Origin of the sequence: Hyunsoonleella rubra (assembly GCF_042684665.1) — a bacterium.
Taxonomy (GTDB): domain Bacteria; phylum Bacteroidota; class Bacteroidia; order Flavobacteriales; family Flavobacteriaceae; genus Jejuia; species Jejuia rubra.
The window spans coordinates 162,421-184,309 of the sequence record NZ_JBHULY010000026.1 but is presented as its reverse complement, the minus strand read 5'-3'; the positions used below and the strand labels follow the sequence as shown (position 1 = coordinate 184,309).

The following is a 21,889-nucleotide window of genomic DNA, read 5'->3' as shown; positions in this document are numbered from 1 at the left end:
TAAATGAAGATATCCAAAAGTATAAAAAAGAATACTTTTTATAGCATCGCCCTTTGGAATTTAAAAATCTTAATTATATTTGCATCCCTTTAACCCCGATAGCTATCGGGATGGACTATGCGGGCGTGGTGGAATTGGTAGACACGCTAGACTTAGGATCTAGTGCCGCGAGGTGTGAGAGTTCGAGTCTCTCCGCCCGCACGAGTTAAAAGCTTCTCAATTTTTGAGAGGCTTTTTTTGTGCAATGCTGTTTGATTAAAAAATGTAAAAGGAGAGGAGAGAAGTTTATACTGAGCGGAACCTAATGGGACTTCGAAAGTACATAAATTAAAAAGTGCTACACAAATAGCCAAATTATTACAGAGCACGCATTTTCTTCCATTAAAGAACCTGAAAATTTAACATATATCCTTGTAACAATTAGGCTGTTAGAAAGTCTACTTTATAACGACTAACCCAATAATTTGTAACTTTGTACCCTAATTTAATCCATAAAATGGACATCAACGACAATATTGAGTCGCCAATGACGCTTAAAGTCAGCTTCAACAAGTTGCTTCAGCATTATGAAAAACTGGCCGATAGTGAAGATGAATTTCTTTCTGCCAAGGCAAAGCGTGTCCTAAAGTCTGCGGCATCGTTTCCGGAGTTAAGGGATGGTTTTAGCGATACGCAAATTTTGGAAGACAGGAAAGAAGAAATCAGAATTATTCTTCAGGATTCATTTGCGCCTGTGTTGACCAAAAATGAAATTAAAACAGCCTCTGTGCCGTTTCATAATTTGATATTCAATTCTTCAGAAAGGTTTAAAAATATTATCAAAACCGCAGGTGATGGCTTTGAGTTGAATATCAAAAATATGCCTGATGACCACAGGTACATCATTGCTTGTACCATAATTCTAAATTTTTGCTACGGTTATAATTTGAATTTTAAGCGCCCGTTTTATTATGAAATTCCAGATGCCAATGGCATTTTAAGGTTTTATAAGATAATGTATAATGCCGATTTTTGTGAAATCGTTCCAACGGAAAAGGCAAAAAAAATTACTGAAGAGGATTATAAAAAGCTCCTGGATAATTTTGAAAATTTAGACTTATGGAAGGAACTTTTTCCTCAAGGCAGCTATATTTTCAAAGGCTTCGTGATTTCCAATATTTTTGATGTTACAGAGGATCAATCAATTTCCAACATAAAATCCAATTTAATCGGTGAGGATAAGCGTAAGGACGAAAACTTTATGTACGAGTTTCATGATGTATTTAGGTCTTTGCTGGGTATCAATGATTTGCAGGTTGGTTTTTCAATTTATAATGAAGAGGAAAAAGCTTTTGAACGTGTTTATGGGGTAGGAATCAATAGTTACCTTTTAGGAGATCAAGAGCGTTTGGAATGTAATAGTTCATTGTGCAAATGGTCCTATAACAGATTGATTGTAGAGAAAAAATATTTCTCTATTTCTGACGTGGATGGCGTTTACGAAAAAGCAAAGAGAGGTTTCGCGCCTCAGGTGGAAGTGTTGCATAAACAAGGTTTTAAAAGTGCCATTTTTGCACCAATTGCTAATGATGAAGGACTTATGGGCATAATGGAAATTGTATCCAACACACCACATGCTTTGAATAGTATCAATGCCAATAAGTTGGTGGATGTGATGCCATTTATCGTTTCGGCAGTGGAGCGGTCCAAAAAGGATGAAGAGAATCTTATTGAAGCTATTATTCAAAAGGAATGCACCTCAATTCACCCGAGTGTGCATTGGCGTTTTGCTAAAGAAGCAAAGAATTATATAAAGGCTGAAGTGGAAGGAGAAGAGGCTTCTTTTCAAAAAATAGCCTTTGATAATGTATATCCGTTGTACGGGCAAATAGATATTAAGGGGTCTTCGGAAGCTAGAAACTATGCTACACGAGAAGACTTGTCGCTTCAACTTAGAGCGGCAAAACAGATTTTGGATAAGGCTTTGAAATTGGAACATTTGCCAATTTATGAGCAGTTTATTTATCAGATAAATGATTTTCAGAACGGATTGGACGAAAATTTCCAAGTGGATAGCGAGCAACAGATTTCATCCTTCTTCAAAGAAGACGTTGAACCTCTTTTAGATCATTTAAAAAGTAATCAACTGTTGAATGATGATGTAGAAGCCTACTACAAAAATATTGACGAAAAGGTCAACGTACTCTACAGACATAGAAAAGACTACGATGAAACTATTGCGAAAATTAATGTGGAAATGGCTACGCTTTTGGACAAAAAACAAGAGGAAGCCCAACAGATGTATCCGCATTATTTTGAACGCTTTAAAACCGATGGTGTTGAGCATAATATGTATGTTGGAGAGTCCATTACCAAAGAGGATAGTTTCAATAAAATTTACTTGTACAATCTGCGTTTATGGCAATTGCAGGTAATGTGTGAAATGGAAAACGCCTATTACCAAATGCAATCTGATTTTCCAGTGGCGTTGGACGTAGCCTCCATGATTTTGGTGTTCAACCAGCCGTTGACCATCAGTTTTAGGATGGACGAAAAGCAATTTGATGTTGACGGCACCTACAATGCACGTTACGAAATCGTAAAAAAACGTGTAGATAAGGCTTATATAAAAGGCACCACAGAACGCGTTACGCAAAAAGGCAAAATCAGCATCGTGTATTCCCAAAAGCAGGATGAAATTGAATATTTGGGTTACATCAAATTTCTTCAGTCCAAGAATTATTTGGATACTGATGTAGAAATTGTAGAGTTGCAAGATTTACAGGCGGTAACCGGATTAAAAGCAATCCGCGTAAGCGTACTATATCATAAAAACGAAAATGATAAGGCGTTTTATACCTATGATGATTTGATGAAAGAGCTTAAGGCTTAATCCCTTTAAGTCGCACCACTTGTTGCAAAAGCAATTCCAAATGCAAATACGCTAACCACAATACCAATCATAAATACGGTATAGGTAGTCCTCAATAGGTTATATTTTCTATTCAAAACAAGGCCGAGGAAATAAAGGTCTTTGGTTAATGAGCCATACAAATAATCCTTATCCTGCATCATTTCTCCCATGGCCCATTCAAAATCTTTTAAGCTCATTTGATGGAAATTGCCGAAGAATAATAGATTTACTTTTTTATTGGCTACGTCCTCTTTTGTGAACTGCCCCTTTGTAACGTTCGGCCTAGTTGCCAAAACCGATAAGACAATTGAAGCAACAGTGAACAATAGAAAAATTAACGTGGGGTATATCAAATAACTATTGGAAGGATTATCCAGTTTGGGCAATAAATTAGATAGGGCTACAGAAATAATAATAGCATTTACCGAAAGCAAAATATTGGCTTTGGTATCGGCAATATCGCTCAATGTGATATGGTTTCTTAATGCTACCCGAAACATGGTTTCGATACCTCGATCTGGCAATACCACCTTACTTTTTTTAAAACTGAGCTCCTCCTTTTTCTGATTTAATTTTTTGGAATCCGCATCAATCTTTTTCTTCATTTTGATTAATTGCGAAAGATTTTTACCCTTGCGATTATCCCACATACTTGATGCCTCTGTTGAATAAAATCGATGTCTGGTGGTGAGGAAATCAATATTTTCCGCAATCCATTCAGACTCCGAAAGGCTCTTATTGCACAACAATTCCCATTCCTTTCTGAGCAGTTCAGAAATCTCCAAATAATTTTTGCTTCCTATATGAGAACTGTCCGCGTCCCTAATAATGCGTTCCAATTGATTTTTTGGGACGGCGTCAATTTTAGTTGCTAGAATTAAATCACAAATTGTTCTTACGTCCTTTTCTGGGCAGTTTTGTCCTGCCAAAAACGCCTTGGCTATTTTAACACTCTCTTCTTCGTGGTCTTTCGCCCCTTTGGTGTAGCCAGTGTCGTGCAACCATGAGGCCACCAAAAGCAGATTTTTATCAGCCTCCTCAATATTGGCTAATTCAGCAAGTTCTTTTGCGCTATTTACTACACGTTGCGTATGTGGAATATTGTGATACAAAAAAGATGTGTCTAATTTTTCGTTGAGTAGGTTAAGTGCAAATTTCTCGGCTTCAGCAATCAACATAGGCGTGATTTAAAATGATTATTGGTAAAAATACTAAACTTTAGTTGAAAAAGGATTTCTCGATGTTAGCATCGAGATTTCCTTTGGGATTTAGTATGCATAACGGCATAATTTGTCGTAAATTTCAAATATGCTTTCAATGGGTATGAAATAGATAGAAATGTAAGTTTTCTAGTCTTTTTTTGACTAATGTCTCGTTTGAAAGCATATATTAATTTAACAACGAAAGGACAAAAAATATGCTAACTTGGAAAGAAGTTATCGGTTTTTCCGTAAACGGAAACCCAACTCCCGACCGGCGAGTTGAAAAAACACCAGCCGAATGGCAAGCACAATTAACCCCGGAACAATTCAGAATTACGAGATTAAAAGGCACGGAACGCCCGCATAGTGGTGCGCTATGCAGTATTTATGAGGCCGGAAAATACAATTGTGTGTGTTGCGATACACCTTTATTTGATTCTACCATCAAGTTTGAATCGGGTACGGGATGGCCGAGTTTTACGCAACCCATTAAAGAAAATGCGATTAAATATGAAAAAGATAGTTCCTTTGGAATGGTGCGTGTTGAGGTGATGTGCAATACTTGCGATGCGCATTTAGGACACGTATTCCCGGATGGGCCAGAACCAAGTGGTTTGCGCTATTGTATCAATTCAGAATCCATGCAATTGGAAAAACAAGAAAACATATCAAAATAATCAAATAGCTCCTTCCCGGTAATTGAGCGTAGTCGAAATTTGGGAAGGTGGGTTTTGTCCTGAAGCCTCGGGATGAAACTCGGAAGGGTAAAAAAAATGACAAATAAAAAAATACAAATAGCAACAGTTGGCGGAGGATGCTTTTGGTGTACCGAAGCCATATTTAGGGAATTAAAAGGTGTTGAGAAAGTAGTGTCTGGATATTCCGGAGGGGATGCTCCCGGAAAACCAACATATCGCGAAGTATGTTCGGGTTTAACCGGTCATGCCGAAGTCGTGCAAATTACCTTTGACGCCAATATGATTTCCTATGAGGAAATTCTACTTATTTTTATGACCACACATGACCCTACAACGATGAATAGGCAAGGGGCAGACAGGGGTACACAATACCGCTCGGTGATTTATTATCACGACGAAACCCAAAAAGAAATAGCTGAGGTTGTTGTTAAAGAAGTCGCCAAATATTTTGATGATCCAGTAGTAACTGAAATATCGCCTTTAGATGTTTTTTATGACGCCGAGGATTACCATCAAGATTATTATCGCAACAATACACAACAAGGGTATTGTAATGCAGTTATAACCCCAAAGTTGGCGAAATTCAGAAAGTTGTACGCTGAAAAATTAAAGTAACTTAAAGTTTAAGGCCTGCGAGTTTTGACGTACTGAACGGGTTTCAGTATCAAACTTTATAGATTAGGAACAGCATGAAAAAAGTATGATCGATGTCTTATTACGAAAATAAACCACAACTGTTTAAAGCCCCAGAATTTGGTGTTGACACTTGGGTGGATAGTGATGGAAATAAAACTGAGGCCATAAAATTGTCAGATTTTAAAGGAAAATTTAAGGTGGTATTTTGTTTTCAAAGTTGGTGCCGTGGGTGTCACACTAAAGGTTTGCCAGACTTAAAAAGAATGGTCGATGCTTTAAAAGAAAATGACAATGTGGTTTTTTTGGCAATTCAAACAGTTTTTGAAGGTCATCATGCAAATACCTATGAAAAAACGTTGGAAACTCAAAAGAAATATGGATTACAAATACCGTTTGGATATGACGCTGGTAAAGAAGGTGACTTGCAGTCCACTTTAATGCGCAACTATAAAACGGGTGGCACACCTTGGTTTATCTTTATAGATAAAAAGGATTATGTGGTGTTTTCGGAATTCCATTTATACCCAAATAATGCCATTGAATTTCTTAAAACAATGTGATTTATGGTGCCAAAAATCAAAATTTATGGTGCTGAAAGATGTCATAAAAGTCAATATTATATTCAATTTTTAAAAGATTTGAATCTTGATTTTCAGTTTCTTGATGTAGAAACAAATGAGGCCAATGCTGAGGCGTTACGAAGTTTATATAAAAATAGGCGACTTAATTTTCCAACGATTATGATTGGCGAAAAGAAATTGAGAAACCCATCAGATTCAGAATTAAAAAAATGGATTGAAAAGTTATCATAAAACTAAAAAGACCTGTCAGGTATTGAAAACACTACTGTTCGGAAGAGTTTTGAAGAACCCTCCTAATCCCGCCTCTGGCGGGATTGTCCTCCCTTTAGAAAAGGGAGGAGCCAAAAAGCGACAAAAATTTAGGTTTAAAATTAAGAGATTCCTAGATTTAATCTCATATTAAGTTCTCCTCTTTTTGTAAAGAGGAGAATGAATTTCAATTTTTCATTAAAAAAAATTGAAAGAAAGAGGAGTTAAGACCCTATAAAACGCTTTTATTCGTCTTCCGAGCACTTGTGTTTTCAAAACCTGACACGTCTAGAAAGTAGAAAATGAAATTAAACATAAAAGATAAATTCAATAAAGAATTACCGGCAGATCCTATTTTGGAAAACTCCAGAAGGCAAGTGTCTGAGGTGTGCTTTTCTTATGTTACGCCCAAGGAAACGTCAAAACCTGAATTGTTGCACGTGTCGCCCGAAATGCTTGAAAACTTAGGGCTTGCCGAAGATGATGCAAAAAGCGAAGATTTCTTAAACGTTTTTACGGGAAACACCGTATTGCCATATACTAAACCTTACGCCATGTGCTACGGTGGGCATCAATTTGGAAATTGGGCAGGACAACTGGGTGATGGTAGAGCCATTAATCTATGCGAAGTAGAGCATGATGGCAAAAATTGGGCACTGCAATTAAAAGGTGCCGGCGAAACGCCCTATTCCAGAACAGCTGATGGCTTGGCTGTTTTGCGGTCTTCCATTCGGGAGTATTTATGTAGCGAAGCTATGTTTCATTTGGGCGTGCCTACTACTCGGGCGTTGTCTTTGGCATTATCGGGAGACCGCGTGTTGCGGGACATGATGTATGATGGCAATGCCGCTTATGAAAAAGGGGCTATCGTTTGTAGGGTTGCCGCGACCTTTTTGCGTTTCGGGAACTACCAAATTTTTGCGGCGCGACAAGATGAGGCAAACTTGAAAGTTTTGGTGGATTACACGATAAAACATCATTTTTCACACTTAGGTGAGCCCTCAAAGGAAACTTATATCGATTTTTTTGGGGAAGTCGCCAATCGTACTTTGGATATGATTATCCATTGGCAACGCGTAGGTTTTGTGCATGGTGTGATGAATACCGACAATATGTCAATTCTCGGTTTGACCATTGATTATGGCCCTTACGGCTGGCTGGAAGGTTATGATTATGGATGGACTCCAAATACTACGGATAGTCAGCACAAACGGTATAGATATGGCAATCAGCCCAATGTTGGTCTTTGGAATTTGATACAGCTCGCCAATGCGCTTTACCCATTGATTGAGGAAGCTGAGCCTTTGGAAGCCATTTTAAATCAGTATAAAACGGACTATGATGAGAAGTCTTTAGAAATGATGCGTTCAAAATTGGGGTTTCAAATTTCGGATGAAAGCGACCAAAGTTTAGTGCAGGATTTGGAGGATATTTTGCAACTTACGGAAACGGACATGACAATCTTTTTCAGGAGTTTGGCCGATTTCAAAATAGAAAATGATTTAAACGGTTTAAATGTGATTTTCGACGCATTTTACAAGCCAGATGAAGTTGCGTTCAATACTGAGGAACGGTGGAAAGATTGGTTTGTAAAATACGGAGCGCGTTTACAAATGGAAACACTTTCTTTTGAAGAGCGAAAAACGAAAATGAATGCCGTCAATCCCAAATATGTCCTAAGAAATTACATGGCGCAAATGGCCATCGATGATGCCGATAAAGGCAATTATGGATTAATTGACGAATTATTCAGAATACTCAGGAAGCCTTACGACGAGCAACCCGAATATGAAAAATGGTTTTCAAAACGACCAGAGTGGGCCCGCTATAAAGTGGGGTGTTCGATGTTATCGTGCAGTTCGTAATGGGATTGTTGGATAAGATAAAACAACTCTATATAGGTTACTCTAAAGTAAGCTATAATGGCAAAAAATATGGTGTAACACGAATTGATTTCAACCAAGGCAAAAGCTTTAAAGTATATGCCGAAGAGTTAGGTGGAACAGACTTTATAAGCCTTAATTATTATGTCACTTCATCGTCGGAGAAATTGAAGCCTTGCGAGATGCCGAATGAAAAGGTTGTACATTTTTTGAATAATTTTAAAGTATTGAATGATTAACAAAATAGCTTTCGGAGGCGGTTGCCATTGGTGTACAGAGGCCGTATTTCAATCTTTAAAAGGCGTGTCCAAGGTTGAACAGGGTTTTGTGGCTTCCACGGGGGCAGATCGAAGTTTTTCTGAGGCAGTTATTGTACACTTTGATCAGGCGGAAATCTCATTAAATGTGCTTGTCGAAGTTCATTTACATACCCATAAAAGTACTTCAAATCATTCTATGCGACCTAAATATCGCTCCGCCATTTATGCGTTTTCAGAAGCGCAAAAACTGGAGGCAATTTCAATTTTAGAAATATTCCAATCCCAATTTCAGCACAAATTAATTACCCAAATATTGCTTTTTGATAAATTTAAAGCGTCGCGGAAGCAAATTCAAAACTATTATTTCAACAATCCTAAAAAACCGTTTTGCGAAAGTTTTATCAACCCAAAACTACAAATACTACTGAGCAGGTTTTCAAAATATACAAATCAGAATAAATTAAAGCATTTGAAAGATGAATCGCGAAAGACTTTCTATACCAAACACAAAGGGTCATAACTTACAGGCTTATTTAGAATTGCCGGCCGACCAAAAGCCACACTATTTTGCCATTTTTGCGCATTGTTTTACTTGCACCAGTAATTTATCGGCCGTAAAGAATATCAGCCGTTCGTTGACCTCCCACGGATTTGGCGTAGTGCGTTTCGATTTTACGGGTTTGGGAAGAAGCGAAGGAGAATTTGCAGAAAGCCACTTTTCCGCCAATGTGGACGATCTAATTGCAGTGAATGATTATATCACGGAACATTATAAAGCACCCGGATTGTTGGTGGGACATTCACTGGGTGGTGCCGCCGTGATTGTTGCCGCCTCGAGATTGGAAAACCTAAAGGCCGTGGCAACGGTTGGAGCGCCTTCAACAGTAAACCATGTAACACATTTGTTTTCTCATGGTATTGAAGAAGTAAAACAAAAAGGCGAGGTTGAGGTAAATATTGGAGGGAGACCGTTCAAAATTAATCAAGAATTTGTTGAAGATTTTGATAAAATTGACTTGCCCAAAATCACCAAAAACCTGCGAAAACCATTATTAATTATGCACGCGCCGTTTGACCAGACAGTGGGGATTAACAATGCGCACGATCTATACCATAATGCCCATCACCCTAAAAGTTTTGTGAGTTTGGACGATGCCGATCATTTGTTGTCGAATTCAAAAGATAGCAACTATGTAGGTAATGTTATTGGCACTTGGGCAGATCGGTATTTTGAACCTCGGGACAATACAATGTTGGATACAAATGGTGAGCAATTGGTGGCGCATTTGAATTTGGTGGAAGATAATTTTACCACCTCAATCCAAACCAAAAAACACAGTTTTATTGCCGACGAGCCCGAAAGTATCGGAGGTGATGATTTTGGCCCCTCGCCATACGATTTTTTAAGTGCGGGATTGGCGGCATGTACCGTAATGACACTAAAAATGTATGCCCAACGCAAGCAATGGGATTTGAAAGAAGTGTATGCTTACATCACGTATTCGAAAAAGCACAGTGAGGATTTGATGTTGGATTTGGACGAACCAAAACGTATGGACCATCTGCAAAAACGTTTAAAATTTATTGGTAATTTGGACGATGCCCAAAAAATGAAACTTCAGGAAATTGCTTCTAAATGCCCAGTACATCGTACCTTACTATCCGAAATCATAATAGAAACCGAAATAATTAATTAATGGGCAACAATACCACAAAAATAGGATTAGGCTTGGCGGCGCTTGGGCGACCCGAATACATCAATATAAGGGAAAACAAGAATTTAGATAAATCTGAAAAAGCGTTTAAGGAAAACACGTTTTCGGTTTTGGACGAAGCGTACAATCTGGGGATTAGCTATTTTGATACCGCTCCGTCTTATGGAAAAGGCGAGGCATTTTTACAGGAATGGAACGCGTCAAGAAATCATCAAAACGTGATTCTTGGTACCAAATGGGGCTATACTTATATGGCAAATTGGGAATTGGGTTTTGACGGCAAACACGAGGTAAAAGAACATTCGCTTGAAAAATTGAAAGAACAATGGGACGTATCAAAGCAACTTTTGCCCCGTTTAAAATATTACCAAGTACATTCTGCAACCTTTGAAAGTGGCATCCTTGAAAATCAGTCGGTTATAAACGAATTACATCGCATAAAAAAGGCAACCAATTTAAAAATAGGTATTACCGCAAGTGGGGCTAACCAAAAGGAGATCGTTAGTATAGCATTAAAAATAAAAGTTGAAAATGAAGCGCTTTTTGATAGTTTTCAGGTGACCTATAATGTCTTTGAGCAAGACGCGTTTCAGATTTTAAACACAGCGTTGTCTCAAGGGAAGTCGGTTATTGTTAAAGAAGCGTTGGCTAATGGAAGGGTGTTTCCAAACCCAAATTTTGAACATTACAAAAACACCTATGAGGTTTTAGAGCGACTATCTAAAAAATACGGGGTAGGGATAGACGCCTTAGCGCTTCGTTTTGTAATGGATAATTTGAAACCGACTTATGTGTTGAGCGGTGCATCAAATAAAAAACAACTCAAGGAAAATGTAAAAGCCCATGATTTTAGTTTTTCCAAAACCGAATTGGATGTATTGCGAAACCAAAACATTGCCCCCAAAACCTATTGGAAGGAGCGAGACCTGCTAACATGGAATTAAACCAAATGCTTATCTTTAAGCGTTAATCCATTTACGTATGAAGTTTAAAAAACTCACACTTTTAGTCATTGTAATTTTCGTTTTGCATGCCTGTGCAACCTATAAGCCTCAGTACAAGGATACAAATGCACAAGTTCCATTTCCGGATAAAACCATAGCGCACTCATTTTATTTAATTGGTGATGCAGGCCTTGCAGGAGAGGCAGAATCTTCACAGACGATTGCCAATTTTAAAGCTGAATTGGACAAAGCATCAGAAAATAGTACTGCTATATTTTTAGGCGATAATATTTATCCGAAAGGATTACCAAAAAAAGATGATGAGGATAGGGCTTCCGCCGAAAAGCAATTGAATGCCCAAATTCATGCTGTCGAGAATTTTAAAGGTGAAACCGTTTTTATTCCCGGTAATCACGATTGGTACAGTAACGGCCTCAAAGGGTTGAAGCGTCAAGAAAAGTACATTGAATATGCCTTAGGGAAGAATACATTTCTGCCTGAAAATGGTTGCCCGATTGAAAGGGTAAACATTACCAAGAACATCGTTTTAATTCTGGTGGATTCCGAGTGGTACATGACCAATTGGGACAACCAACCAACCATTAATGACGATTGCGAAATAAAAACAAGAACCAAATTTTTTGATGAATTGGAGGGCGAGATCAAAAAGGCAAGAGGCAAAACCACGATTGTTGCGGTGCATCATCCAATGTTTACAAATGGGTCCCATGGAGGGCAGTATTCCTTCGGAAACCATCTGACGCCTCTCCCAGTTTTGGGAACCTTGAAGAATTTTATTCGGAAAACTGGAGGTGTCACCACTGTTGACGACCAAAACAAACGCTATAACGAATTCAAGAAACATCTGGTTACCTTGGCTCAGGAAAATGACAAGACTATTTTTGTGTCGGGCCACGACCATAATTTACAATACATCGTTGAAGATAATCTACCTCAAATCGTAAGTGGTTCGGGTTCTAAAGCAAACCCTACGCGTAATGTTGGTGGTGGACAATTTTCTTACGGTGCCATGGGCTACGCCAGATTAGACGTTTTTAAAGATGGTTCGTCCCATGTGCGGTTTTATACTGATAATAAAGTTGTATTTCAAACCCAAGTGCTAAAACCAGATGATAAAAAAGTATTTACAACATACCCTTCATCATATCCAGAAAGCAAGACAGCATCAATTTACACAGAAGAGGAAACAACCAAAGGTGGGCTGTATCAATTCTTTTGGGGAGACCGCTACCGGAAGGATTTCAGCACAAAAGTAAAAGCACCAACGGTGGATTTAGACACCTTGTTTGGGGGTTTAAAAGTGATTAGAAAAGGTGGTGGGCATCAATCCATGTCCTTGCGATTGGAAGATAAAAAAGGAAGGCAATTCGTGATGCGCGCGCTTCGGAAAAACGCGATTCAATATATACAAGCTGTAGCATTTAAAGACCAATATATTGAGGGTCAATTTGATGATACGTACACCGAAAATTTACTTTTGGATGTCTTTACGGGTTCTCACCCCTATGCGCCATTTACGGTGGGAACTTTAGCAGATGCCGTGGACGTGTATCACACAAATCCAGTATTGTATTATGTGCCAAAACAGAATGCATTGGGGCATTTTGCTGATGAGTTTGGTGATGCACTTTATATGATTGAAGAACGCACCGATTCGGGACATGGCGATAAGGCAAGTTTCGGTTTTTCAAATAAATTGATAAGTACGGATGATGTCTTAAAAAAGCTGAATAAGGATGAGGATTTTGTCCTGGATGAAGAAGCTTATATCCGAGCTCGACTGTTTGATATGCTTATTGGCGATTGGGACCGTCATGAGGACCAATGGCGTTGGGCAGAATTCAAAATTGATGGCAAAAAAGTGTACCGTCCAGTACCAAGGGATCGCGACCAAGCTTACTCCATAATGGCGGACGGCGCATTGCTTGGAGTCGCGACTAAAATAGTTCCGGCTTTAAGATTATTGCGAAGCTATAAGGAGGAGTTAAAGAGTCCAAAATGGTTCAATTTGGAGCCTTATCCCTTGGATATGGCTTTGATAAATCAATCGGGAAAGGAGGTATGGGATGCCCAAGCAAAACGAATTGTTGAAAATATAACCGACGAGGTTATTGATGAAGCTTTTAAATTCTTTCCACCGGAAGTAGATCAAAATACGATTAAAGATATCAAACGAAAATTGATAGGACGACGGGCTAATCTTAAAAAAATATCAGACACCTATTATGCCCACGTGAATAAGTACGGTGTGATAAAAGGTACCAATAAAGATGATTGGTTTGATATTGAACGGCTTCCAAATGGAGAGACTAAGGTGGTGGCCTATCGCATTAAAAAAGGGAAAAAGGCAGATGTGTTCCATAGTCGCACTTATATTTTTGACGATACCAAAGAAATTTGGATTTATGGCTTGGATGATGATGATCGATTTGAAGTATTTGGCAACGGTGATAACTTGATAAAAGTAAGATTAATTGGCGGCCAGAATAATGATGTGTACAATATAACCAACGGAAAGCGCCTAAAAGTATATGACCATAAATCCAAGGAAAATACTTTTATGACCAATAAAGGGGGCAAGAAATTGACCGACGATTATGAAACGAACGTATACGACTATAAAAAGTTGAAAAACAGCTCCAATCAATTTTTACCAACCATAGGCGCAAATCCAGATGATGGCCTTAAAGTTGGTTTTGTACATACTTATACTAACTACGGTTTTGAACGTAATCCATTCAGCTCCCAGCACAGTCTTTCTGCGGCATATTATTTCGCGACCAATGGTTTTGACTTGGGGTATCACGGCGAATTTGCCAATGTTTTTGGCTCTTGGAACTTGGAGTTGGGAGCCAAATTCACAAGTCCTAATTATGCCATCAATTTCTTTGGTTTTGGAAATGAGACGACCAATCCAAATGCTGAGGACAGCGATATGTTCAACTTAAATTATAACCGCGTAAAACTTAGGACTTTTAAGGTGTCCCCGGCATTGACTTGGCGAGGGCAATTGGGAGGTAGTTTTAATATTGCGGTGTCCTACGAATCCAACGAAGTGGATAAAACCTCAGGTCGATTTATTGCGATGCCAATGATTTTGCCAGATTCAACTTTTGACCAGCAGGATTTTTATGGCGCAGACGCCAAGTATGAATATGCCAATTCGGATAACGCGGCGTTCCCAACTTTAGGGATGTTGTTTGCGCTTCATGCTGGATACAGGAACAACGTAAGCACCTCGAAAGGGTTTGGTTACATCATTCCTGAGTTGGCGTTCGATTATAAATTGATACCTAGTGGGCAATTGGTTTTGGCCACAAGGTTGAAAGGGCATTTTAATTTAGGAGACGATTTTGAATTCTATCAGGCCGCCAGTTTAGGAAGAAACAATGGCTTAAGAGGTTATAGGGACGAGCGCTTTATCGGTAATTCGGCATTTGCCCAAAGTACGGATATAAGATTGAATCTTCGAAAAGTAAAGACAGGGTTATTGCCATTAAACATTGGAGTTTATGGCGGTGTGGATTACGGACGAGTATGGTTGGATGGAGAAGATTCTGATAAATGGAATAACTCCTTCGGCGGCGGTATTTTCGCCAATGCAGCCGATATGATTACCTTAAATGTTTCAGCTTTTAACAGTGATGATGGTTTGTTATTTGCTTTTAGAATGGGCTTTGGGTTTTGACATACGGTGTCACCCTAAACTGTCAGACTGAGCGTAGTCGAAGTCTTGTTTCAGGGTCTCATTTTTATACAGTAATGTTTACCTAGTTTTTACGTCTAAAATGTCGTAAAAGAAATAAAAAATGAAAAGCAATTTCAACGACATTATAAATTCTGAAAAAGTAGTTTTAGTAGATTTTTTCGCTACTTGGTGTGGGCCTTGCCAAGCTTTGATACCCATATTAAAAGAGGTGAAAGATGAAGTAGCTGATGCTGTAAAAATCGTAAAGATTGATATTGATAAGAACCACAATCTAGCAGTTAAATATCAAGTGAGAAGTGTGCCTACAATGCTTCTTTTTGTAAATGGTGAACCAAAATGGAGGCAATCGGGTGTCCTTCAAAAGGAAGATATACTTCACGTTATCCAAACACATGCCGGTTCCACTGTTTAGTCTAGGCTGAAACTGTATAAATTTCCTCCGCTACCTTTGGTCTTTTCGTCCGTGATATAAATCGAAGAATTGTCCTTAAAACAAATGCCTTCCTTTTGGGAACTATGGTCAAATAGTAGTGCTTCAATATCGCCCGAAAAAAAATCATCGGATTTAAAATTAGTGATTTTCCAAAGTTTGTCATGAGTCAATAATATCACAGTTTTTCCATCATCACTGATGTCCGCAGAAGTGATTTTCAAGTACTTCTCTTTCAGCTTAGAAATCTTGATGGCAGTGTGTTTGCCAACCCTATTTGGGACTTTAAAAAGTATGGAAGATTTATTATCCTTACTGAAGAGGTAGAAGAAATCATTCCAAAGGAAAAAAGCCTCAAAATCTTTGGGTTTCACGGATTTGGGTAAAGTGAAACTAATGCGCTCCCCTTTTGTTTTGTCCGAAGATAAATCCGAAACTTTGTAAATCGTAAAATCGTCCCGATTGCGGCTGTTATTCCCAAAATCACCTATGTAAATATTGCCCTTTTTGTCCGAGGTTAAATCCTCCCAATCGATGTTGCTCGATCCTTTGATGTCAATATCCTTCATGATTTTTCCTTTTAGGTCAATACCATAAATATTGTTCTTGTTGCCTGAATCTTCAATCGTCCACAGCAAACGGGAACGTGCTACTGTTTCTATTGCCGAGCATTCTTTTAAACTGCTTGGTAAGTCTGCTAAAACCTTGAGTTTTCCCGTGTCGCAGGAGGTAAATACAAAAGCACAAATGATAAATGTTTTAATCTGATTCATTGATAGAATTCCGAACTGTCCAATGTAATCACTTTAAATGCGTTTCAAAAATTTAAAATCATAAACTATTGGTAAAAATTGATGTTGGGCATATATTATTTAATAATTTTAAAGTTTCAAATAGCCGTGAAATATGACTACTGTAGATGATTTATTAAACCTTCTGGTTTTAGAAAAAGTTAGCGATACTGCGTTTAACGGTATAAGTGAAACAGTTGGAAGCCCTGTGGTATTTGGCGGACAGGTGTTGGCACAGGCCGTAAATGCAGCAAGCCGAACCGTTTCAAAAGAAAGAATATTGCATTCGCTTCACGCCTATTTTTTGGAAGCGGGTGATTTAAAGGTGCCTATAACATACACCGTCGGTATTATAAGGGATGGAGGTAGTTTTTCGGTAAGACGGGTTACGGCTTCTCAAAATGAGCGGACAATTTTTATCCTGGCAGCCTCCTTTCACAAAATGGAGGAAGGTTATGAGCATCAGATTAAAATGGATTCAAATGTAAAACCTCCAGAAGATCTGTTGAGTTGGACGGATGTGCGGGTTGAATTTAGCGATGCATTGCCAAAAGGGTTAAAATCATTCTTAGAAATAAAGCGCCCCATAGAATTTAAACCTACGGCATTTGCCAACCCATTACAGCCGAAAGATTTACCGCCAAAACATCAGGTCTGGTTCAAGTTAAAAGGCGAAGTAAATGGATTGGATTTGGGAACTAAACAGCAAATCCTGACCTACATTTCGGATTACAATATTTTAACGGCCACACTAAACCCGCACGCCAGTAAAGCGCATTGGGGCAATACGCAGACGGCTAGTTTAGACCATTCCATGTGGTTTTTTAGGGATTTTGATTTTGCGGATTGGCTATTGTATTCCATGGATTCGCCAAATACTTCCAATGCCAGAGGTTTGGCCAGAGGGCATATTTTTACAAGAAGCGGAAAGTTGATTGCTTCCGTAGCGCAGGAAGGTTTAATGAGACCAATGAAAAAATAATTATGGAACCATTTAAAATAGGGCATAGAGGTGCAAAAGGTCATGTGGCTGAAAATACTTTGGAATCGATCCAAAAAGCTATCGATTTGGGCGTTCATGGGGTCGAAATCGATATCCATAAATGTGCTTCAGGCGAATTGGTCGTTTTCCATGATTTTACTTTGGACAGGATAACTGACGGCACCGGTGAAATCTCTAAAAAGTCACTTTCAGAATTAAAAAAGCTGAAAGTAATGGGGCAATATGCCATTCCTACTTTGCATGAGGTCATGCAGCTTATGGGTGATTTGCGACCACTTTTAAATTTGGAATTGAAGGGTCAAAATACAGGTGAAGCCATTGTTGAATTCATGGATTACTATGTCGATAACCATGGATGGAAATGGCGGGATTTTATCGTTTCCAGTTTTCAAAAGGAACTGTTGCAAGATGTATTTCATTCTGGAGAGCCTTTTATGACAGGAGTGCTAACCGATACAAATTTGGAAGATACCATCGATTTTGCCCAGGCAATTAATGCCGTGTCTATCCATCCTGATTACACCATGTTGACCAAAGAAAATGTGCAATTAATGCAGTCTTTGGGGTTTCAAGTAATGACCTATACCGTGAATGATAGGGCTGATATTGAGCGCATGCATGCCTATGGAGTGGATGGCATCATTTCTGATTTTCCGGATAGAATTTGATATATTTTTTATATCTTTGATATATATAATTTATATATCATGGGAAAAACCAAAAAGTTAATAGAACTGGACGATAAAGCCATCGAAATTTTAGAAAAACAGGCCAAACTTCAAAAACGGTCCTTAAAAAATTACTTGGAATATACTTTGGAAGATACCGCATTGCGCTATAGCGAACCTTCTGAAGAATATAAAAAGATGATGGATGATATGCTGGATAGAATGGAAAAAGGAACATTGAAAACAACACCTTTAAAAGACGTTTTGAAACGATATGGTCGAGAACTATGAAATTACAGATGAAGCTGATAGAGAATTAGATAAAGCAATTTGTTATTTTAAGTTTTTAGGCAAAGAAGAGGAATTTTTAGATGATTTCCTGGCTCAGATTGAACTGGTAATCAAAATGCCTCAAGCTTTTCAAATCAAATATAAAAATGTAAGGATTGTGCCATTAAATTATTTCAATTATGCGATACATTATGCTGTTTTTGAAAAGACAGTTTTTGTTTTGAGAATAATTAATCAAAGCCAACATTACTAAATGCAGACCTACATCGCCCTACTAAGAGGCATCAACGTCAGTGGCCAAAAGAAGATCCCTATGGCGGAACTTCGCGAACTACTATCTAAATCAGGTTTGGAGCATGTGCAAACGTACATACAAAGTGGCAATGTTATTTTTCAATCCGAAAAAAAGAACAAGACAAAAATAGAGGATAAAATTCATGTGGCCATTCAATCCCATTTTGGCTTTGAGGTACCTGTTTTGGTGATGAAACCTAAGGAATTGCAACAAATTTTTGACAACAGCCCCTTTCCGCTGGACAAAAAAGAAAATAGTTATTTTATGATGCTGTATGCCAAGGCAGATGAAACCGTAGTTGAGGAAGTTTCAAAGTTGTCCTATCCCAATGAGGAGTTTTTGATAACGGATAAAGCGGTATATTTCTATTGTTCGGCAGGTTACGGCAAAGCAAAGATGAGCAATAACTTCTTCGAGCGGAAATTAAAAGTGACGGCTACCGCCAGAAACTATAAAACAATGGTAAAACTATTATCTTTGTCAACTGAAATTTAACGGATGACAGAGCAAGATTTTATTCCAAAGCCTTATGGCAAAAATATTGAAAGTGGACAGTTTACTTGGGAATCGCCAAGCAATATTGCATTGATAAAGTATTGGGGTAAAAGGAAAAACCAGATACCAGAAAACCCATCGATAAGTTTTACCCTAAGTAATTGTAAAACCATAACTACTGTTGGTTTTTCAAAAAAGCAGAATAATGAAGGCTTTTCTTTTGAAGTGTTTTTGAATGCTGAGAAAAAGGACGATTTCAAACCAAAAATAGAAACATTCTTCAAAAGGGTTGAAGCCTATTTGCCATTTTTAAAGGGTTATCATTTTAAAATAGAAACCTCGAATACATTCCCGCACAGCTCTGGAATTGCCTCCTCGGCATCTGGCATGAGTGCCTTGGCGTTGTGTTTAATGAGTATTGAAAAGGAATTAGTAGACTCTAATGTCACCCTGAGCGCAGTCGAAGGGTCTCATAATGATAGCAACTTCACCAAAAAAGCGTCCTTCCTAGCCCGACTGGGCTCAGGAAGTGCCTGCAGAAGTTTGGAAGGCGATTTGGTAGTATGGGGAGCGCATGAAGCCATTGAAGGTAGTTCGGATTTGTTCGGGGTAAAATATCCATACGAAGTTCATCACAGTTTCAAAAACTATCAAGACACAATTTTGCTGGTTGACAAGGGTGAAAAACAAGTCAGCAGTACCGTTGGCCATAATTTAATGCACGGTCACCCTTTTGCACAAGAGCGTTTTAAGCAGGCCGATGCTAATCTTTCTGAAATGGTTTCGATTTTGAAGGAGGGGGATTTGGACAGATTTATCGAAATAGTTGAAAGCGAAGCATTGACCTTGCACGCGATGATGATGACAAGCATGCCCTATTTTATCTTGATGAAACCCAATACGTTGGAGATTATCAATAAAATTTGGGCCTACAGAAAACAAACCGGCTCAAAAATTTGTTTCACTTTGGATGCTGGGGCAAATGTACACGTCCTTTACCCTGAAAATGAACTTTCATCGGTATTGGAATTCATTAAAACTGAATTAGTTGCATATTGTCAGAATGGACAGTATATTTGCGACGTTATTGGTTTGGGGGCTAATAAATTATAAAATAGCGTCAATTTTGTTTAAAAAAATTGTATTTTTGTTAAACAAATTGTTCCAAACTATGAACATTTTATGAAAGGACCTCTCTTTTACTCTAAAATTTTACTCTTCGGAGAGTACGGTATCATTAAGGATTCCAAAGGCTTATCCATTCCCTACAGCTTTTACAACGGTGCGTTAAAGAAGGATGAAAGTCCGGCTGAATCAGCACTGAAATCCAACGAGAGTTTAAAGCGTTTTGCAACATACCTCCAAGATTTGGATTCTAATTTGGTGCGTTTTGATAGCGAAAGGCTTTTAGAGGATGTAAATTCTGGTATGTATTTTGACTCCTCCATTCCCCAGGGTTATGGCGTGGGTAGTAGCGGTGCTTTGGTAGCGGCCATTTATGACAAATATGCTTTTGATAAAATTACCGTTCTTGAAAATCTAACTAGAGAAAAATTGCTTAAGCTGAAGTCCATTTTCTCTGCCATGGAATCATTTTTCCATGGAAAATCTTCAGGTTTGGATCCGTTGAACAGCTATTTGAGTATTCCAATTTTAATCAATTCGAAGGATAATATTGAAGCCACTGGTATTCCAGCCCAAAAAAGCGATGGCAAAGGTGCCGTATTTTTATTGGATAGCGGTATTATTGGCGAAACTGCCCCTATGGTAGGTCTTTTCATGGAAAATATGAAACAGGAAGGCTTCCGTAGTATGTTGAAAAACCAGTTTATCAAGCATACCGATGCCTGTGTGGACGATTTCCTTAAAGGTGATATCAAATCCCTGTTCAAGAACACAAAGCAGTTATCCAAAATCGTGTTGAATCATTTTAAGCCTATGATTCCACAGCAGTTTCATGAGCTTTGGAAAAAAGGCATCGAAACCAATGAGTATTACTTAAAACTTTGTGGTTCCGGTGGTGGAGGCTATATCCTTGGTTTTACCGAAGATATCGAAAAAGCCAAAAAAGCTCTGGCCAATTACAAATTGGAAGTAGTTTATAACTTCTAACTTTCTTACTATCTTTATTTCAAATTATTTGTTGTCATCCTGAACTTGTTTCAGGATCTCAGCCTTAACTACTTCAATGCTTTCCAGAAGACAAAAACATATCTTGCTTAAGTTTTTCAGCATGTTTTCCGTCGTTCGGGGTTACAATATCCTCATCGTAGTAATTGCCCAATACCTTACGGCTATTTACATTTTGGCTTACGACAAACCTTTAAAGGCTGTAGTGTTTGACCTAAATCTCTTGATGCTCGTATTGGCTTCAGCGGCTACCATAGCAGGAGGTTATATCATCAACAATTTTTACGATTCCGAGAAGGATTTAATCAACCGGCCCATCAAATCCAGATTGGACCGATTGGTCAGCCAAAATACCAAACTATCATTTTATTTTGTGCTCAATTTTTTGGCCGTCATCATGGCGAGTTATGTGTCGTTTAAGGCGGTGGTATTCTTTTCGGTGTATATTTTTGCCATTTGGTTGTATTCCCATAAGTTGAAAAAATTGCCCTTTGTAGGCAACCTCACTTCGGCCATTTTAACCATCACACCGTTTTTTGCCATTTTTATGTATTACAAAAATTTTGAAACCGTCATTTTTGTACATGCTATTTTCCTGTTCCTAATGATTTCTATGCGAGAGCTGACCAAGGATTTGGAAAACATCAAGGGCGATATTGCCCAAAATTATAGCACAATTCCAGTAGCCTATGGCGAAAAAGCTTCCAAAATAATGCTGACCATTTTGGCGACACTCACGCTTGTTCCGGCCTATCTCTTATTGTTCCGTTTTGAAGTGGGCCACATGTACCTGTTCTTCTATTTAAGCATTTTTCTGTTGCTCATTTTTCTGTTGCTACTTTGGAAATCAAAAACCAAAATTCAATATTTGGTATTGCACAACATATTGAAATTCATTATTCTGGCGGGAGTTTTTAGTATTTTGTTGATTGATGTTGGTGTGATTTTGAATCGTATTTAGGAAATTTGGGTGTACCATATCAAACAAATGGTTA

22 protein-coding genes and 1 tRNA gene are annotated in these 21,889 nt (G+C 38.3%); 21 read left to right on the top strand and 2 right to left on the bottom strand.

What is annotated here, in order from left to right:
• Positions 1 to 119: 119 nt before the first annotated feature.
• Positions 120 to 201: transfer RNA gene (locus tag ACFSR8_RS12310), tRNA-Leu, on the top strand.
• A gap of 295 nt (positions 202 to 496) precedes the next feature.
• Entirely contained in the window at positions 497 to 2,872 is a 2,376-nt protein-coding gene (locus tag ACFSR8_RS12305; protein ID WP_380292456.1) for a GAF domain-containing protein, read from the top strand.
• Between the two features lie 5 nt (positions 2,873 to 2,877).
• Here the strand turns inward: ACFSR8_RS12305 and ACFSR8_RS12300 are convergent, their stop codons facing one another.
• Positions 2,878 to 4,071: a Pycsar system effector family protein gene (locus ACFSR8_RS12300; RefSeq protein WP_380292454.1), complete on the bottom strand. Its 1,194-nt coding sequence runs from the start codon at positions 4,069 to 4,071 to the stop codon at positions 2,878 to 2,880.
• Between the two features lie 239 nt (positions 4,072 to 4,310).
• Here ACFSR8_RS12300 and msrB point away from each other — a divergent pair, with 239 nt between their 5' ends.
• The 11 genes from msrB (at position 4,311) to trxA (ending at position 15,203) form a co-directional block, all read left to right on the top strand.
• Positions 4,311 to 4,772, top strand: coding sequence for a peptide-methionine (R)-S-oxide reductase MsrB (gene msrB / locus ACFSR8_RS12295; protein ID WP_380292451.1), 462 nt, complete (start codon positions 4,311 to 4,313; stop codon positions 4,770 to 4,772).
• A gap of 96 nt (positions 4,773 to 4,868) precedes the next feature.
• Positions 4,869 to 5,408, top strand: coding sequence for a peptide-methionine (S)-S-oxide reductase MsrA (msrA, locus tag ACFSR8_RS12290; protein ID WP_380292449.1), 540 nt, complete (start codon positions 4,869 to 4,871; stop codon positions 5,406 to 5,408).
• A gap of 92 nt (positions 5,409 to 5,500) precedes the next feature.
• Positions 5,501 to 5,989, top strand: coding sequence for a peroxiredoxin family protein (locus ACFSR8_RS12285; protein WP_380292447.1), 489 nt, complete (start codon positions 5,501 to 5,503; stop codon positions 5,987 to 5,989).
• A 3-nt stretch (positions 5,990 to 5,992) separates the two neighbouring features.
• On the top strand, positions 5,993 to 6,241 hold the full coding sequence (locus tag ACFSR8_RS12280; protein WP_380292445.1) for a glutaredoxin family protein: 249 nt from the start codon (positions 5,993 to 5,995) through the stop codon (positions 6,239 to 6,241).
• Positions 6,242 to 6,561: 320 nt separating this feature from the next.
• Positions 6,562 to 8,124, top strand: a complete 1,563-nt coding sequence (locus tag ACFSR8_RS12275; RefSeq protein ID WP_380292444.1) for a protein adenylyltransferase SelO — start codon at positions 6,562 to 6,564, stop codon at positions 8,122 to 8,124.
• Positions 8,112 to 8,381 carry a peptide methionine sulfoxide reductase gene (locus tag ACFSR8_RS12270; protein ID WP_380292442.1) on the top strand — a complete coding sequence of 90 codons (270 nt, stop codon included), beginning with the start codon at positions 8,112 to 8,114 and terminating at the stop codon, positions 8,379 to 8,381. Before ACFSR8_RS12275 ends, ACFSR8_RS12270 begins: the two co-directional genes overlap by 13 nt.
• Complete coding sequence (locus ACFSR8_RS12265; protein WP_380292440.1) at positions 8,374 to 8,922, top strand: peptide-methionine (S)-S-oxide reductase; 549 nt, start codon at positions 8,374 to 8,376, stop codon at positions 8,920 to 8,922. The genes ACFSR8_RS12270 and ACFSR8_RS12265 overlap by 8 nt, the downstream gene beginning before the upstream one ends.
• Positions 8,879 to 10,099: a bifunctional alpha/beta hydrolase/OsmC family protein gene (locus ACFSR8_RS12260; protein WP_380292438.1), complete on the top strand. Its 1,221-nt coding sequence runs from the start codon at positions 8,879 to 8,881 to the stop codon at positions 10,097 to 10,099. The genes ACFSR8_RS12265 and ACFSR8_RS12260 overlap by 44 nt, the downstream gene beginning before the upstream one ends.
• On the top strand, positions 10,099 to 11,061 hold the full coding sequence (locus ACFSR8_RS12255) for an aldo/keto reductase (protein WP_380292436.1): 963 nt from the start codon (positions 10,099 to 10,101) through the stop codon (positions 11,059 to 11,061). Before ACFSR8_RS12260 ends, ACFSR8_RS12255 begins: the two co-directional genes overlap by 1 nt.
• A gap of 37 nt (positions 11,062 to 11,098) precedes the next feature.
• The gene (locus ACFSR8_RS12250; RefSeq protein WP_380292434.1) at positions 11,099 to 14,770 is read left to right on the top strand and encodes a metallophosphoesterase; all 3,672 of its coding nucleotides are present in this window, start codon (positions 11,099 to 11,101) and stop codon (positions 14,768 to 14,770) included.
• Between the two features lie 121 nt (positions 14,771 to 14,891).
• Positions 14,892 to 15,203: a thioredoxin gene (gene trxA, locus ACFSR8_RS12245; protein WP_380292432.1), complete on the top strand. Its 312-nt coding sequence runs from the start codon at positions 14,892 to 14,894 to the stop codon at positions 15,201 to 15,203.
• Here trxA and ACFSR8_RS12240 read toward each other — a convergent pair.
• Positions 15,200 to 15,994: a hypothetical protein gene (locus ACFSR8_RS12240; protein WP_380292430.1), complete on the bottom strand. Its 795-nt coding sequence runs from the start codon at positions 15,992 to 15,994 to the stop codon at positions 15,200 to 15,202. The two genes, trxA and ACFSR8_RS12240, sit on opposite strands and share 4 nt — an antisense overlap.
• Before the next feature lie 133 nt (positions 15,995 to 16,127).
• On the opposite strand from ACFSR8_RS12240, the gene ACFSR8_RS12235 reads away from it, so the two are divergent.
• From ACFSR8_RS12235 to ACFSR8_RS12200, 8 genes are all read left to right on the top strand, one after another.
• Entirely contained in the window at positions 16,128 to 16,994 is an 867-nt protein-coding gene (locus ACFSR8_RS12235; RefSeq protein ID WP_380292428.1) for an acyl-CoA thioesterase, read from the top strand.
• A gap of 2 nt (positions 16,995 to 16,996) precedes the next feature.
• Positions 16,997 to 17,683, top strand: coding sequence for a glycerophosphodiester phosphodiesterase (locus ACFSR8_RS12230; RefSeq protein ID WP_380292426.1), 687 nt, complete (start codon positions 16,997 to 16,999; stop codon positions 17,681 to 17,683).
• Between the two features lie 39 nt (positions 17,684 to 17,722).
• Positions 17,723 to 17,974 (top strand): hypothetical protein, encoded by a 252-nt coding sequence (locus tag ACFSR8_RS12225; protein WP_380292424.1) that lies wholly within the window; start codon positions 17,723 to 17,725, stop codon positions 17,972 to 17,974.
• Positions 17,958 to 18,227, top strand: coding sequence for a type II toxin-antitoxin system RelE/ParE family toxin (locus ACFSR8_RS12220; protein ID WP_380292422.1), 270 nt, complete (start codon positions 17,958 to 17,960; stop codon positions 18,225 to 18,227). The genes ACFSR8_RS12225 and ACFSR8_RS12220 overlap by 17 nt, the downstream gene beginning before the upstream one ends.
• On the top strand, positions 18,228 to 18,764 hold the full coding sequence (locus tag ACFSR8_RS12215; RefSeq protein ID WP_380292420.1) for a DUF1697 domain-containing protein: 537 nt from the start codon (positions 18,228 to 18,230) through the stop codon (positions 18,762 to 18,764). It begins immediately after the preceding gene.
• A 3-nt stretch (positions 18,765 to 18,767) separates the two neighbouring features.
• Entirely contained in the window at positions 18,768 to 19,877 is a 1,110-nt protein-coding gene (locus ACFSR8_RS12210; RefSeq protein WP_380292418.1) for a diphosphomevalonate/mevalonate 3,5-bisphosphate decarboxylase family protein, read from the top strand.
• A 69-nt stretch (positions 19,878 to 19,946) separates the two neighbouring features.
• Positions 19,947 to 20,876 carry a mevalonate kinase family protein gene (locus ACFSR8_RS12205; protein ID WP_380292416.1) on the top strand — a complete coding sequence of 310 codons (930 nt, stop codon included), beginning with the start codon at positions 19,947 to 19,949 and terminating at the stop codon, positions 20,874 to 20,876.
• A gap of 76 nt (positions 20,877 to 20,952) precedes the next feature.
• A complete protein-coding gene (locus tag ACFSR8_RS12200; protein ID WP_380292414.1) occupies positions 20,953 to 21,855 on the top strand; it encodes a geranylgeranylglycerol-phosphate geranylgeranyltransferase in 903 nt (300 codons plus the stop codon).
• Positions 21,856 to 21,889: the final 34 nt, after the last annotated feature.